Source organism: Phocaeicola salanitronis DSM 18170, from assembly GCF_000190575.1.
Classification (GTDB): Bacteria; Bacteroidota; Bacteroidia; order Bacteroidales; family Bacteroidaceae; genus Phocaeicola; species Phocaeicola salanitronis.
The window spans coordinates 120,379-137,159 of sequence record NC_015164.1 but is presented as its reverse complement, the minus strand read 5'-3'; the positions used below and the strand labels follow the sequence as shown (position 1 = coordinate 137,159).

The window sequence follows — 16,781 nt, the reverse complement described above, 5'->3', positions numbered from 1 at the left end:
TATTGTTAGAAATTTACTCCTAACGTAAAGAGCAACTGATGGCGGTCATGATTCACTTCTGCAGGCTGGTTACGTCCCACAATCGAATTGCCGTCATCCGAGAAACGATAGTCATCGAACATATAGAAATCCGATTTATAGAAATCATATTTATAAGCTACGTCGCAATAAAACAGATTTCCACGATAGCCTAAACCCAATGTCAATGTATTGCGGGCTTTCAAGTTATGATATTCAGGGTCTGTACGGGTCACATCGTAAACAATCTGATCCGCCGCATTCGTCGGCAAGCTCGGAACATAACGTGCCGAATTATCCTTAATCGGGGAAGTCATGTAATTGTATCCTGCACGGAAACTGAACTTCGGTGTCAATTTCGCCTCCATACCGACACGTACCGTATGCGTGCTCTTCAGATACTTGTCGACCGCTTCATTCGAAGAAGCCAGTTCATATCCGTCACGGTCTTTGTATTTCGATGCGCCGTAATTCGCATATTCATATTCCGCATCCAGCGCCAACACGGTACCCACAGTTGTACCCATGCTTACATTCACCTTCCAAGGCGTATTCAACAAATAATCCCATCCATACGCTCCCGAGGGAAAATACTCGCCCAAATTCTCGCTATAATCCTCAGGCATAGCCAATACATTGGTGCCTAATGTTGATGTATACGTGTCTGACAAGGCATACCATATCGGCGTATGTACTGCCAGACCTATACGGAAAGGAGAATACTCGAACGGACGGATAATGGTTCCGAATTTCAAATCAAATCCCGTACCTTCCGTATCAAACCAATTATTCAGTGTAAACCCTCCGTTATCCGCTTCGTAATCATCCACAATCGTTTCGGCATACGAAGAATAGCGATGATAATTCACATCATAAACACCTAAAGTCAAACCAAAATAAAAACGGTCTTTCACGTTAAAAGACACATTGAAGTCGTATGCATTGATGCCGCCTTCCTCGCGGCTGTAATATTGACCGTTCTGACCGTTCCAGCCCATCATATAAAACTCGCTGGTATCTCCAAAATCGCCCGAGCTGCTCACTAAACCTGTGCGTGCTCCCATCATACTCAGGAAAGGCGTATACAGAAAAGCGTCCGAACGGTATGGATTATCGTTATCAAGCAGGTCGTTGAAAGTTTCCTGCGAATAGACATCGCCGGAGTTCAACATCATATCTTGCATCTGCCAGCTCATCGAAGCACCGTTCAGATTGCCTCCCGACGAGAATTGGCGGTTGAAATTAGCCAGCTTATGATAGTTGAAACCGAAATTCAGGTAACGCAAGTCAGTACGGTTTCCGATTTTCATACTATATACAATGCCGATTTGGTCAAAAGAAGCCCGTGTACGGTCGTCTTTCATGACCGACCCGCCAAAATCGCTCTCCGTCATGTTCTTGTTAAATCCGAACGAGACAGAGACATCATTACTACGGAACATCCCGATACCTGCCGGATTCGTCCCCATAGTCGATATGTCTGCGCCCAAGGCACTCATCGCGCCTCCCATACCTACAAAACGCGCCGTTCCGTTCAGTTCTCCCGTGCCGAAACGGACGGCATCATATTGTGTTTGGGCAACAGCTGCAGAAGCAGCCATTGCCAATATTCCAAAAGAAATTATCTTTGCTTTCATCTTTGTTGCTTCCTTTATATACCTTTTATTACCTATAGCTTATCTTCTGCGACCTCCGCCACCCGAAGAACGGCTAACACCTCCACCGCTGCTACGGTTGAAACTTCCGCCCGAACTGCGGTTGAAGCTATTGCTCCGTGTCGTTGAATTACGGTTAAATGAATTGCTATTGTTGTAATTCACACTCCGGCGTGTACTGCTCGGACGGTTATACGAAGAACCTGTGCGGTCTACACTCCGGCTGGGACGCGTATATACGCCTTGCGAGCGTGAACCTGAACGCACAGTTCCAGCAGCATTGTTTCCACGTATGACCGCTCTTCCCGGACGAACGGACTGGCTTTCGCCACGCGTTCCGGAACCTTGCACGACTCTTCCGATAGAAGAACGCCGCACAGCACTGTTTCCTCTTGCCCGGCTTATGTTCCCATTCGTCACACGCGAAGCGCTTGTGGCATAACGCGAAGAATTACGCGTATACGAACCGCCCGAAGTCATATAACGTGTGGGGCGATAATCGGTAAATCCCCGATAGTGGTGATGATATCCGCCTCCCCAATACGGATGCGGATGATGCCACGGTCCCCAATAGCCGGCATACCAGCCGCCCCAGTAACCGCCATACCAATACGAAGAATACCAACCGCCATAATACCACGGCGAGTACCATCCCCAACCGTATCCCCAACGGGGACCGGCTATACTCCAGTTCCAGCGCCAATCCCACCAAAGCGGATTGGTATATGTCGGGAAGACATACGCATACAGTCCGTCATCGTACACATTCCAGTCCCACGACGGGAACGCGCCATACACCACATCCCAATACAGCGGGCTGCTGATGGGAATGGCATACGCCGGACTACGGAAACGGACGATACGCATGGCGTATTCGTAATCGTCCTGCGAGCCTTCGAAGCCGTTCACCCACTCGCCCCGCTCTCCATAGGGCTTCTCTTCTATGTATAAGGTATCGTTCTGCATGCTGAACGTATTCTCTCTCGATGTATACCGGCGGTTGTATTCATCAATGTCACGCGTTTTCCCCGTCACGTCCTTTACCACCACCGTTGTACCCGGAGAAACCGATGCCGTTGTAGTTGTAGTCGTTGTTGTCTGCCTCGTCACCTGACGCACCTCGGTTTTCGTTTCCGCCTTCTTTTCCTTCTTCGGAACAAAATAAAGGTCGTCATTCTGTGCCATAGCCAGCCACGGCATGCAAGCTGTCAACAACAAAATTCCTAATCTTGTTTTCATATCCATACCATTTTAATACCTACTATTATATAATGCCTTCTGCGGCAATACAAAGTTAACAAGATTCCTGCATTCCGCAAGTAGGAAATCCCTATTTCCCGATAGGAATTTCCCTATTTGTCATGCAACGATGCCCGACTACTGGCTCACATTGGCAACCCTCCGCATAACAAGCAAGGCGGAAAAACGCGCCTCGTAAAGCAGTTCGCCCTGATGTCGAGCCAACCCATAACGCACTTATTTCCAGCAGCATACAGCCGCATTCCGCAAGGCAACATAGTTTCACGTTTGTTTAAGCTAACTGAAACTGTTGTTTCAGCGAATTGAAACTAAAGTTTCAGCACCTTGAAACCAAGGTTTCAGCATGTAAAAACTCGCTGAGAATGCAAGTTTGTCTGCCGGAGCAACCTCATCTGTCTTAAAAACGACCGCACTTGCCCTCCCGCACAAGCAGGGACAGAAAGCCGCACGACCCGGTTGAAGAAAAATCTTCGCCATTATTTTTATGTTATCAAACATGGCGGAAACATTTTTGTAATACATGTTGCAATTTTACAGAAATATTTATATAACTTCGTTGTGTAAAGAAACGTTGCGATTTCGCAATGTTAAGTCAAACACTAAAATCTAATAATTTATGCAAAGCAAACAGACAACTAACAAATGGATGCAGAGAAAACTCGTTTCTCTCGCAGTTTTTCTCTTCGTGTGTACCTGTGCTTTTGCCCAAAACACAGTTACGGGAACGGTCAAAGACCAATCCGGAATGCCTTTAGTCGGGGTAAATGTAGTGGAAAAAGGAACAACCAACGGTAACATTACCGATGTAAACGGGAAATACTCCGTCAATGTAGAACGAGGCAAGACATTGGTGTTTTCCTACATCGGATTTATTTCGCAAGAAATCAAAGTCAATTCAAACACCATCAACGTAATGCTGGCAGAAGACGCACAGTCTTTGGAAGAAGTCGTCGTCATCGGTTACGGCAGCATGCAACGCAAGGATGTGACCAGTTCTATTACTTCGGTAAAGGCAGAAGACCTGAACGTAGGAGTCTACACCACTCCGGCCCAATTGCTGCAAGGAAAAGTGCCCGGTCTGACTATCGCCAACACCAGTGACCCGAACGGTTCGGCTTCTATCTCTTTGCGTGGTGCCTCTTCACTGCGCGCAGGCGAAGCCATGGAGCCTTACTATGTCATTGACGGCGTCCCGGGCGTAAGCCTGTCTTTGGTAGCGCCGGAAGACATCGAAAGCATCGATGTATTGCGTGACGCTTCGGCTACAGCCATTTACGGTTCAAAAGCTGCCAACGGCGTAATTATCGTCACTACCAAAAAAGGCAATAAGGAAGGGCGTACCAGCGTAAGTTATAGCGGTTATGTGGCATGGGACCATACGATGAAAACCCTGGACATGATGACTGCAGACCAACTATTGTCGTATGCAAGCGCAAACAACATCGACCTTTCACCTTATTATGACGCCAATAACCCAGCCAATACCAACTGGCAAGACGAAATACTCCGTACCGGATTCAGCCACAACCACAATGTATCTATCAACGGCGGGAATGAAAAAACGCAATACAGCGCATCTATCAGTTTTTTAGACCGCGAAGGGGTAGTATTAGGCACTGATATGGACCGGCTTACCGCACGTTCATTTGTACAGACCAAGACATTGAACGACCGTTTGGATATTTCTGTTAGTTTGAACGCAAGTGTACGCAACAGCACCAGCGGTCCGATTAGCAACGGAGGTGAAAGTGTTCAAGGAAGAAGCGTATTGGATGCCATGTATTATTACAGCCCGCTGGTTCCTGTCAAGAACGCCGACGGTTCATGGTACAGCAACTTGCAAATCTCGCAAAACTTCAATCCGGTTTCAATGGCAAACGAAGACATCCGCAAGACAAAAGAAAAGTTGTTGCAAGGCGTTGCCAAAGCGACCTTACATATCATTGACGGCCTGGATTGGAACTTAAACCTCTCTTATCAAAACCAGCAATACATCTACAGCAACTACAACAGCACCCAATCTCAGTTGGAAACATCCCGCCATGGCCAAGCAGAACGCATGGCTGTAGAAAACGTACGCAAACAAATGGAAACTTACATCAACTGGGACCATACCTTCGCCGACAAGCACAAAGTAGGAGTCATGTTGGGTTACTCTTGGGAACAAGCGGACAATAATGATGGCTTCGGTGCCAAAGTCTATAATTTCTACAACGATGACTTACTGTATTATAACATGTCAATGGCGAACAATGTTTCCATCAGCGACATTAGCGATGTAAACGACAATTACCTGCTCTCAACCTTGCGCATGATTTCGTTCTACGGACGTGTCAACTATAGCTTTAACAGCAAATACTTGCTGCAAGCGACTGTACGCCGTGACGGTTCCTCCGCATTCGGAGCCAATAACCGCTGGGGTACATTCCCCTCCGTATCCGCCGCATGGCGCATTATTGAAGAAGACTTTATGAAAGACCAAGACATTTTCGACGATTTAAAACTCCGCATCGGTTACGGTGTCAGCGGTAACTCGTTAGGGTTTGACGCTTTCTATGCACACCAAGTATATGGCTCGACCGGCTGGTTTAACTACGTAAACGCAAGCGGCACCTCTGCCGATTATCGCATTCTGGGCGCAACGCGCAACTCGAACCCAGACCTGAAATGGGAAAAAACCGGCATGTTCAACATCGGTATTGATTTTGGTTTCTTCAATAACCGCCTGACGGGTACAATCGAATACTATAACAAGAAAACCAGCGACCTGATTTACGATTATCCGGTTTCTACCAACCGGTATTCATACGGCTGGATGACCGCTAACGTAGGCGACATCAGCAACAAAGGTATCGAAATTACGTTAAATGCTGTTCCGGTACAAACCAAAGACTTCACTTGGAGTACTTCTATTAACCTTTCACACAACAAGAATGTCGTAGAAAAGCTTTCTAATGAAACATTCTCGGTAGACTATATCGACCAAGGCAATACAGATATCGCAGGTTATACCAACTCAAACGTACAGCGCATCATGGAAGGTTCTCCCATCGGACAATTTTATTTATGGGAATGGGCTGGTTATGACGAAAACGGAGGCTCTATATTCAATGACTATGATGCTGAAGGCAATCTAATCGGCACAACCGATGCTCCTACCGATGAAGACCGTCGCAAAGCCGGTTCCGCACAGCCGAAATTGGTTTACGGCTGGAACAATGAGCTGAACTGGAAAAACTGGTCACTGACCGCATTCTTCCAAGGTGTGGCAGGAAACAAGATTTTTAATGCTACACGCGCCTATTATAACAACACCGGTCAAATAGCCAATGGGAAAAACGCATTAGCAGAAGCCATAACCGGTCAAAATGCAAACGACTCCCGCGCCCATGCGCCTTCAGCCCGTTATCTTGAAAACGGTTCGTATTTCCGTTTGTCGACACTGACATTAGGCTACAACTTCGGCAAGCTGGGCAACTGGATAAATAACCTGAGACTCTACGCAACCTGCAACAATGTCTTCACCATTACCGGATATAAAGGCGTTGACCCTGAAATCAGCCTTGGAGGCTTGGCTCCCGGAATCGACTGGCGTAATGCCACGTATCCACGCACCCGTACATTTATGGTTGGTGTAAATGTGAATTTCTAACTTAAAAACAGACAGACTATTATGAAAACAAAACATATTCTTATTTCCGGCGCCCTTCTGGCACTTACAAGTGTCAGTTGTACTGACCTTGACGTAGATATCAAATCACAATATACCGAATTTCCCGATTCAGAAATCGCCTACGAAGCACAAATGAACAATGCATTTTATGCATTCCGTGCCGCTATCGGCAGACGTTTCGATGAAGGCGTTTCCTGTAACTCCGATGAATATACGGCGGTCAGTTTTGATACTGATTATTTGAACAACCGCGATATGGCAAATTTCTCGCTTCACATGATTGACCCGACCAACTCAGCTAGCCAATTGGACGTGTTCAATGAACTGCAAACAGGCATCACCAATTGCAACCGCATTATTTTTGACATGGGTGGTGAAGATGTTCCAGAAATTGCTCCGGTACGTGCAGCCCGTGCATTTTATACCTTCATGATTATGGAACATTGGGGCGACACACCTATCATTGACCACTTATTGGATGATAACGAAGCAATTGAACGTTCTCCGCGTGCCGATGTAGCCCGTTGGATTGAGTCGGAACTGCTCGCGGTCCGCGACAATTGTTATGAAAATGTAGACGCCTCTACATACGGAAAACCTACCCGCTGGATGGTAGATGCCTTATTGGCAAAGCTATATATCAACTGGAACGTATATACCCAAGATGTCACCAGTTCAAGCTGGTCGGCAAATGCGCCTAATGAAAAACTAAATGACTGCATCGCCGCTTGCGACCGTATCATTGCGTCAGGAAATTTCGATTTAAGCGATGATTACAAAACGAAGTTCATGTACACTAACGGTTCGCAAATCAAAGACTTTATCTATGCCATGCCTTTTGATGCTGTAACTACACAAGGTATGACTTTTGCCCGCTTCCGAACCTGGCGGCGCGGACAGAACAGCAATGGCTTTTACAGCATCGAAATGACTAATTCTGTAGGTGGCAATATGACTTTGACACCCGAGTTCGTTGAACTGTTCTGCTTGCCGGGCGACCGCCGGAATGATGTAATCGCCGGAAGTACGGGTGAAAATATCGGTATGGAAACATTTGATGTTTACCAATACGATAACAATACAGGAGAGCCGACGAGTGTACGCAACACGTATGGAGGTGAAAATGTAACCTTCACCAAATCCATTACTTTAAAAGAAGACCTTACCGCCGACCCTCCGGTAGTTCCGAATGCAGACTTAAACTGCGGCGCTGACTTAAAAGGATGGACACAAGGTTACCGCTCCATCAAATTCTTCCCGGATATCAACGACTATAATGTATACAGCCGCAATCAAGATAACGACTTCCCCATTTTCCGCTATGCGGATATCATCCTAATGAAATGTGAAGCCATCGTACGTGGCGGGACAGCGACAAACGGCGACACCCCCATGAGCTTGTTCAACCAAATCCGTGCGTATGTCAATGCTCCCCAAATTGTAGGAGACCCAAGCTTGCAAGAGATTTTGGACGAACGTGGCCGTGAGTTCTTGGATGAGCACTGGCGCCGCAACGACTTAATCCGCTTCGGCGACTTCGAACGCGACTGGGGATTCAAAAACGATTTCAACCCCAATGCCTCTAACCCGCAGTATCGCTTGTGGCCGTTAAGTATTAATGTATTGAACGCTAATACAAATTGGGAACAGAATCCGGGATATTAACCTGAACATTCATTTTTAAGTTTCCAAACCATAACCTTTGCCTTGTGCCGCATCCGCTGTCGCGATGACACCGGATGTAGCGCAAGGCTTTTCCATTCTTCACCTCATTTCTCCATATCAGAAAAACTCCCTCCATTCTTGTCCCAAAACAAAATAAATCAGTATATTTGCACACAAGCGATAAATATCAGGATATGAAAGATAATTTTATACGTTTCGACTGGGCAATGAAAAGGTTATTGCGTGACAAAAGCAATTATGTCGTGCTGGAAGGTTTTCTTTCTACATTGCTGAATGAAGACTTACGCATTTGCCGTTTCTTGGAAAGCGAATCAAACCAAACGGATGAAACAGATAAGTTTAACCGTGCCGATATTTTGGTTGAAGACAGCAAAGGCAAGCAGCTTATCATCAAAATCCAAAACTATCGCGAATTATACTATTATCACAAATTACTTTATGGTGCTTCTCACATCCTATCGCAATATACCAATTGGGAAGCAGATTATAGCAAAATATACAAGACTTATACTATCAATATTGTTTATTTCAGCATGGTTAAAAGTAAAGACTATGTATATCATGGGGAAATAGTCTTTCGTAGTTTACACGACTCAAACAACTTTCTAAAGCTATCCGCACGCCAACAAGAACTCTTTATAGGAAAAGATGCCGACGATATCTTTCCCGAATATTATGTGTTGCGCGTAAATGATTTCGATAAAGTAGCAAAAACTCCTCTTGACGAATGGATTAAATTCCTTAAGACTGGAGAAATAGATAAAGAAGCTACGGCGAAAGGACTTCCGGAAGCAAGAGAACGACTCCGCATTGACACCTTACCTGATGTAGAGAAACGTGCTTATTACCGAGATATGGAAGCCTTACGCTACCAACGCAGTGTTATCAAGACAGGCTGGGACGAAGGACATACGGAAGGCTTTAAAGAAGGAAGAGCGGAAGGAATGGCAGAAGGAAGAGCGGAAGGAAGAGAAGAAGGAAGAGCGGAAGGAGAAAAAAAGAAAGCAAAAGAAGTTGCAAAAAAGATGAAAGAGATAGGACTTTCCATAAAAGACATAGCCCAGTGTACACAACTTACGCAAGATGAAATAAAACAACTATAATTATATGTTCGTGCCAATAAACTTGCGTACTTACTTCTACCTTTTATATATAATAATATAGACATCATAACTTCAGGAAACGATTTAACAGGTTTGTAATAAGATTTGCATACAAACGAAAAGTGGACGCAATACCGCTGCAAAACCGCTATTTTACTTTTGCAACGAATTTAAATCCTATTAAACATTTATCGTATGCAAAGCAAACTTATTACAAACAAACACCTGCTAAGGAAAATCCTTTCCTTTGCATTTTTTCTTTTAGTAAGTACGTATGCATTTGCCCAAAACGCAGTAACCGGTACTGTTATAGACAACACCGGAATGCCTTTAATTGGGGTAAGTGTAGTTGAAAAAGGCACGACCAATGGCAGCGTTACCGACATCGACGGCAAATACACTGTGAATGTAGAAAAAGGTAAAACTTTGGTTTTCTCTTACATTGGCTACGTGACTCAAGAAGTAGAAGTCCAATCAAATACCATTAACATTACCTTGTCGGAAGACGCTCAGCTATTGGACGAAGTAGTAGTTATCGGTTATGGGTCGATGGAACGCAAGGACGTAACCAGCTCCATCACTACCGTAAAAGCCGAAGACCTGAATGTGGGTGTCTACACCACTCCGGCACAATTGCTGCAAGGAAAAGTGCCGGGTCTGACTATCGCCAACACCAGTGACCCGAACGGTTCGGCTTCTATCTCTTTGCGTGGTGCCTCTACACTTCGTACAGGCGAAGCTATGGAGCCTTATTACGTTATAGACGGTGTGCCGGGTGTAAGCCTTTCACTCATTGCGCCGGAAGACATTGAAAGCATCGATGTATTACGTGACGCTTCGGCTACCGCCATCTATGGTTCGAAAGCTGCCAACGGCGTAATCATCGTCACCACCAAGAAAGGCAATAAGGATGGACGTACCAACGTAAGTTACAGCGGATATGTAGCATGGGACAAGACTTTGAACACCTTGGACATGATGACTGCCGATGAAGTATTGGCATACGCGGACGCCAACGGAATCGATTTGTCAAGTTATTACGACGTAAACAATCCGGCAGACGTGAATTGGCAAGACGAAGTGCTCCGCACAGCTTTCAGCCACAATCACAATGTGGCGATTAACGGGGGAAACGAAAAGACCTCATACAACGCATCCATTAACTTCCTCGAACGTCAAGGAGTTGTACGCGGAACAGGAATGGACCGTCTGACCGCCCGTTCTTTCTTGCAGACCAAAGCATTCAACGACCGGTTAGACCTCTCGTTCAACGTAAACGCCAGCATTTCAAACAATGAAAGCGGTCCTACAGACAACGAAGGCAGAAGCGCATTGGATGCCATGAATTACTATTTGCCTCTGAATCCGATTTACAATGAAGACGGGACTTATTACGGAAGAACCACTTCGCAATATTACAATCCGGTATCTTTGATTAACGAAGACCGTTACAAGACAACACAAAAACTATTGCAAGGTGTAGCCAAAGCAACAGTACACATCATTGACGGTTTGGACTGGAACCTGAACCTATCTTATCAGAACGAACAATACATTTATAATAAGTATCATTCTTCTCAATCACAAATCGTTACTTACACTTCCCGTAACGGCGATGCTGAACGCAGCACTGTAGAAAACATCAAGAAACAAATGGAAACCTACATCAACTGGGACCATACGTTCAATGATGCGCACAAGGTAGGCGTTATGTTGGGTTACTCTTGGGAACAGTCAGACAATAACGACGGTTTCGGAATCCGGGCTTATAATTTCTATAATGATGACTTAAGCTACTACAATTTGGCATTGGCTAACAGCATGTCACAAGACGAAATCGTTGACCTGAACTCACAATTTCTGCTTTCTACCCTGCGCATGATTTCTTACTATGGACGTATCAACTATAGCTACAAAAGCAAATACCTGTTGCAAGCCACTATCCGCCGCGACGGTTCTTCCGCATTCGGTGCCAACAACCGTTGGGGTACTTTCCCCGCAGTATCTGCCGCATGGCGCATCATCGAAGAAGACTTCATGAAAGACCAAAATATATTCGATGACCTGAAATTCCGCATCGGTTATGGCGTGAGCGGTAACTCTTTGGGATTCGACGCTTTCTATGCACGCCAGGTATACGGTTCTACCGGTTGGTTCACCGGCTCTGACGGAAACAATTACCACGTGTTGGGTGCAACCCGAAATGCTAATCCGGATTTGAAATGGGAAAAGACCGGTATGTTCAATGTCGGTTTGGATTTCGGTTTCTTCAACAACCGCCTGACCGGTACCATCGAATACTATAATAAAAAGACAAGTGATTTAATTTACAGCTACGGAGTATCAACCCTGATTTATCCATACAGCGAAATGGTTGCCAATGTAGGCGACATCAGCAACAAAGGTATCGAAATCACCATCAATGCCGTACCGGTACAAACCAAAGATTTTACCTGGAGCACTTCGCTTAATCTATCACACAATAAAAACGAAGTCGTATCTATGTCTAATTCTGAATTCAGCGTAAACTTTATTGAAATGGCAGACCCGAATATCAACAGTTATTCGAACCAGCATGTACAACGCTTAATGGAAAGTGCTCCTATCGGACAATTCTACTTATGGGAATGGGCAGGATACGATGAGAATGGAATGTCCGTATTCAATGACTACGACGAAAACGGAAACCTGATTGGCGTAACCGATGCTCCGGATGACACCGACCGCCGTATGGCAGGTTCGGCACAACCGAAAATCACATTCGGGTGGAACAACGACCTGACTTGGAAAAACTGGTCATTAAGTATGTTCTTCCAAGGCGTAGCCGGAAACAAGATATTCAATGCCATCCGCGCAAGCTACAGCGACCCCACCTTGCTGAGAAGTTTCGGTAAAAATATTCTGGCAGAAGTTGCCACCGAGCAAAACTATAATGACTCTCGTGCACAAGCTCCTTCTACCCGTTATTTGGAAAACGGTTCTTACCTGCGTTTGTCTACCCTGACCTTAGGCTACAACTTCGGCAAATTGGGCAATTGGGTAAACAACATGCGTATCTACGCTACTTGCAATAACGTATTCACCATTACGGGTTACAAAGGCATCGACCCTGAAGTAAACTTAGGCGGTTTAACACCGGGCATGGATATGCGCAACAGCAATTATCCCCGTACACGCAGCTTTATGGTGGGTGTTAATATGAATTTCTAATCTAATCAAGGGAACAGAATTATATGAAAACAAAAAACATATTTACCGGTGCCATGCTGGCACTCGCAACTATCAGTTGTTCAGACTTGGATGTGGATATCAAATCCCAATATACGGATTATCCCATGGACTCTGACATGGCATTGGAAGCCAGAATAAGCAACGCTTATTACGCATTTCGTGATCCGTTGAACCGCCGCTACGATGAATTGCTTTCGCTTAGTTCAGACGAATATTCTGCGGTTTGCTTCGATGGCGGTTGGCTGGACGGGCGCCAATATTCAAACTGCTCCACCCACTCATGGAATGCTTCTGCCAATGATAACCAGTTGAATGTATGTAGCAGCTTATTGTCAGGAATAACCAATTGCAATATATTGCTGCGCGACCTGGAAGAAGGCGATACAGAACTTTCCGCTCCGGTCCGGGCTGCACGCGCCTTCTACACGTTCCTTTTCATGGACAACTTTGGCGACACCCCTATTGCCGATGATAACCTGACACAAGGTGCCACCCAAATAGACCGCTCTCCGCGTGCCGATGTAGCCCGCTGGATAGAATCGGAATTGCTTGCAGTGCGCGACGATTGCCCCAGCGAAGTAAACGAATCCACATACGGTACTCCGACTTGCTGGATGGTAGACGCCCTGCTTGCCAAACTTTATATCAACTGGAATGTCTACACACAAGACGTTACCAGTGCAAGCTGGAGTCCCGATGACGCCAATGAGAAACTGAACGACTGCATCACGGTTTGCGACCGTATCATCAACTCGGGAATGTTCGACCTGAGCGATGACTATAAGACAAAATTCATGTATACCAACGGGTCGCATATCAAAGATTTCATCTATGCCGTTCCTTACGAAGCGACTCTTAGCCAAGGCATGATGTATGCGCGTTACCGTACATGGCGTTACGGAGGTGCCAACGGTTTCTACACTACCGTACTGACCCCAAGTTGCGGTGGAAACTTTGCCATGAATCCTGAATTTGCCGAGCTATTCTGCCTCCCCGGTGACCGCCGTAATGATGTCGTCGTAGGCGATCCGGCACAAGATTCCATTTATGTTTACCAATATGACCCCGAAACCGGAGAAGTCACCGATGTTCCCCACATGTACGAAGGAAAACAAGTGGTATTCACTAAAAACATCACTCTCATCAGAGAAGATGGCGACCTTGATGTAGGCGCAAACGGAACCAGACAAGGATACCGTTCCATCAAGTTCTATCCGGATCCCGATGACTATAACCTCTATGAGCGCAATCAGGACAACGATATTCCTATCTTCCGTTATGCGGATATCATCCTGACAAAATGCGAAGCCATTACCCGTGGAGGAACAGCGACACAAGGGGATACCCCCATGAGCCTCTTCAACCAAATCCGTTCGTATGTAAACGCCCCACTGCTCACAGAAGCTCCATCCCTGCAAGACATCTTGGATGAACGTGGCCGTGAATTTCTGGATGAACACTGGCGCCGCAACGACTTGATCCGTTTTGGAGATTATGAACGTCCTTGGGGATTCAAATACATCAATCCGGACAACGCTCTATTGACCAACCGTATCTTCCCGTTGAGCCAAAGCGTATTGCAATCCAACACGAACTGGAACCAAAACGCCGGATATTGATACGCTTTAACACAGATTCTTTTTTGAGACTCTGATATATTGCCGAACCTTCGGCAAACATGAAACCCAAGAGTTTTGTCCTGTCCGAGGTTTCGGCGGACATGAAACTCTTGGGTTTTGCCTTTTCCGAGGTCACGCCGGGCATAAATGGCTTGGTATTTATAGCAGAACAAATTTGATTTGCAAAAAACATCAGAAGTCTTCGTTTCTTTTGTTCCCTTTCTGCATTAAAAATAGTATTTTTGTACAAATCAATTCAGAACCGCATGAAACTACAAAAACTGATGGGCATAGCCTTTGGCTTGTGCCTGAGCGGGACGCTATACGCCTCCGCTCAAACGCAACTGACCGACTATGTAGACCCGCGCATCGGGTCGGAAGGACTGGGACGGGTATTTATCGGTCCGTCTTGCCCTTATGGAATGGTCAAACCTTCTCCCGACTGCACTCCTTCACCCAATAGCGGCTGGCTGCCCATGCCCGAACGGGTGGACGGATTCTCGCAAGTACACGTAAGCGGAACCGGAGGAGGTCCCAAGTATGGGAATATTTTAGTGACGCCTTTCTGCAACGGAATGGACCAAACCCAACACTTGGATTATCGGGCTTACGAAAATATCCGGCTGGGATATTACGATACCCGATTTAAGCAGAGCGGCATCCGTACGGAAATCACCACCACGGAGCGGGCTTCGTTCTACCGCTTCACCTATCCCGCTGATTCCTTGAAATCATTGGCTATCGATGCCGGTTTCTTCTTGGGAGAAAGCCCCGTGCCCGATGCACGTGAAGCCCAGCAGTTCGTAGGCTCGGAAATAGAAATCCTGTCCGACCATGAAGTGAGCGGCTACACCCGTATCCGGGGAGGCTGGAACAACGGGCGTGCCTATACGGTCTACTTCTATGCCGAAACCGACAAGCCTTTCGTCCAAAGCCGCACGTGGAAAGGAAGCGACATCACCGATGAACGTTCCCAGTTCGACTCGTATGAGAAGACGGGTGCCTTGCTCCGCTTTGCCGAAGGAGACTCGGTAGTACAACTGAAAATAGGTATTTCCTTCCTGAGCAGCCAACGGGCAAAGCACAATGCCCGTACCTACATTCCCCACTGGTCTTTCGAGAAAGTACATAACGACTTGTTAGTCCAATGGGAAAAGCTGTTCAAGGCAATTGAAATCGCTCCCGATACTCCCGAAACGCAAAAGCGGATGTTCTATACCGCGCTCTACCACACGATGATTATGCCCGTAGACCGCACCGGAGAGAATCCGCTTTGGAACGACCCTGAGCCTTATTACGATGACTATTACGCCATTTGGGACACTTACCGCACCTCTACCCCACTCATCACACTTATCGACCCGCAACGCGAAACCGACATCGTGCGCTCGCTCATCACCATCTATAAACGGGATGGATACATGCCCGATGCACGAAGCGGAAACGCCAACGGACGTACGCAAGGAGGCTCGAATGCCGAAATCGTCATCGCCGACGCTTTTGTGAAAGGCTTGAAAGGCATCGACTATGAACTGGCGCTGAAAGCGATGTTGCAGGATGCTACCGTGCCTCCCGGAGGAAACCAGGAAGCGGAAGGACGGGGCGGACTGGTTCCCTACCTGGAATTAGGCTACATCCCGTATGGCATTCCACGCGCAGGAAACCGCACCGTGGAATACGCGTATTGCGATTATGCCATTGCTCTGGTAGCCAAAGGACTGGGAAAAGAAGACCTCTACCGACACTACCTGAAACAATCGGAGAATTGGAAAAACCTGTGGCGAAGCGATTACGAACACGAAGGGGCAAAAGGATTCATCATGCCGCGCGACAAGGAGGGAAACTGGCTCGACCAGATACCTTTCGGTAGCTCGAAAGTGCAGAAGCCTACGTACACCTACACACCGGTCACCTTCGAAGGACCGTGGTACACCCCGTGGTGGGACATGTTCTTCTACGAAGCCAGCTCGTGGGAATACTCGCTCAGCATCCCTCACGATGTGCCGGGGCTTATCGCACAATGCGGAGGGAAGGAGAAATTCGAAGAACGCCTCGACATCTTCTTCGACAAAGGCTTTTATAATGTGAACAACGAGCCTTCGTTTCTTACCCCCTGCCTGTATCACTGGATAGGGAAACCCTGGCGGAGCGATGACCGCATCCGCGAAATCATCACCACCCACTTTAACGACTCTCCGATGGGGCTTCCCGGAAACGATGATTCGGGAGCGATGTCTTCGTGGCTTGCTTTCCACATGACAGGACTTTATCCCAATGCCGGACAAGACTATTATCTGATACATGCCCCGATGCTGAAGGAAACCACCTTCCATCTGGAAGACGGAAAAGACTTTACCATCCGAGCAGAACGCCTCTCGGATGAGAACCGGTACATCCAGTCGGCTACTTTGAACGGGAAGGATTACCCTTACTCCGCCCTGCGCCATAAAGACCTCGTAGCAGGAGGAGAACTGGTTTTGAAGATGGGAAACAAACCCGGCAAATGGGGAACAGAATTAGGATTATAAACGAATAT

9 protein-coding genes are annotated in these 16,781 nt (G+C 46.6%); 6 read left to right on the top strand and 3 right to left on the bottom strand.

Annotated features, from left to right (window positions below):
• Nucleotides 1-5: 5 nt before the first annotated feature.
• The 3 genes from BACSA_RS00635 to BACSA_RS00625 form a co-directional block, all read right to left on the bottom strand.
• The gene (locus BACSA_RS00635) at nt 6-1,655 is read right to left on the bottom strand and encodes an OmpP1/FadL family transporter (protein ID WP_013616194.1); all 1,650 of its coding nucleotides are present in this window, start codon (nt 1,653-1,655) and stop codon (nt 6-8) included.
• Between the two features lie 39 nt (nt 1,656-1,694).
• Complete coding sequence (locus BACSA_RS00630) at nt 1,695-2,912, bottom strand: hypothetical protein (RefSeq protein ID WP_013616193.1); 1,218 nt, start codon at nt 2,910-2,912, stop codon at nt 1,695-1,697.
• 315 nt (nt 2,913-3,227) lie between these two features.
• Nucleotides 3,228-3,431, bottom strand: coding sequence for a hypothetical protein (locus BACSA_RS00625; RefSeq protein ID WP_144005162.1), 204 nt, complete (start codon nt 3,429-3,431; stop codon nt 3,228-3,230).
• 118 nt (nt 3,432-3,549) lie between these two features.
• On the opposite strand from BACSA_RS00625, the gene BACSA_RS00620 reads away from it, so the two are divergent.
• From BACSA_RS00620 to BACSA_RS00595, 6 genes are all read left to right on the top strand, one after another.
• Nucleotides 3,550-6,585 (top strand): SusC/RagA family TonB-linked outer membrane protein, encoded by a 3,036-nt coding sequence (locus BACSA_RS00620; RefSeq protein WP_013616191.1) that lies wholly within the window; start codon nt 3,550-3,552, stop codon nt 6,583-6,585.
• Nucleotides 6,586-6,606: 21 nt separating this feature from the next.
• Nucleotides 6,607-8,271, top strand: a complete 1,665-nt coding sequence (locus tag BACSA_RS00615; protein ID WP_013616190.1) for a RagB/SusD family nutrient uptake outer membrane protein — start codon at nt 6,607-6,609, stop codon at nt 8,269-8,271.
• 194 nt (nt 8,272-8,465) lie between these two features.
• Complete coding sequence (locus BACSA_RS00610) at nt 8,466-9,395, top strand: Rpn family recombination-promoting nuclease/putative transposase (protein WP_041583807.1); 930 nt, start codon at nt 8,466-8,468, stop codon at nt 9,393-9,395.
• Nucleotides 9,396-9,590: 195 nt separating this feature from the next.
• Complete coding sequence (locus BACSA_RS00605; RefSeq protein ID WP_013616188.1) at nt 9,591-12,605, top strand: SusC/RagA family TonB-linked outer membrane protein; 3,015 nt, start codon at nt 9,591-9,593, stop codon at nt 12,603-12,605.
• A gap of 23 nt (nt 12,606-12,628) precedes the next feature.
• A complete protein-coding gene (locus BACSA_RS00600) occupies nt 12,629-14,245 on the top strand; it encodes a RagB/SusD family nutrient uptake outer membrane protein (protein ID WP_013616187.1) in 1,617 nt (538 codons plus the stop codon).
• Nucleotides 14,246-14,529: 284 nt separating this feature from the next.
• On the top strand, nt 14,530-16,773 hold the full coding sequence (locus BACSA_RS00595; RefSeq protein ID WP_394358875.1) for a GH92 family glycosyl hydrolase: 2,244 nt from the start codon (nt 14,530-14,532) through the stop codon (nt 16,771-16,773).
• Nucleotides 16,774-16,781: the final 8 nt, after the last annotated feature.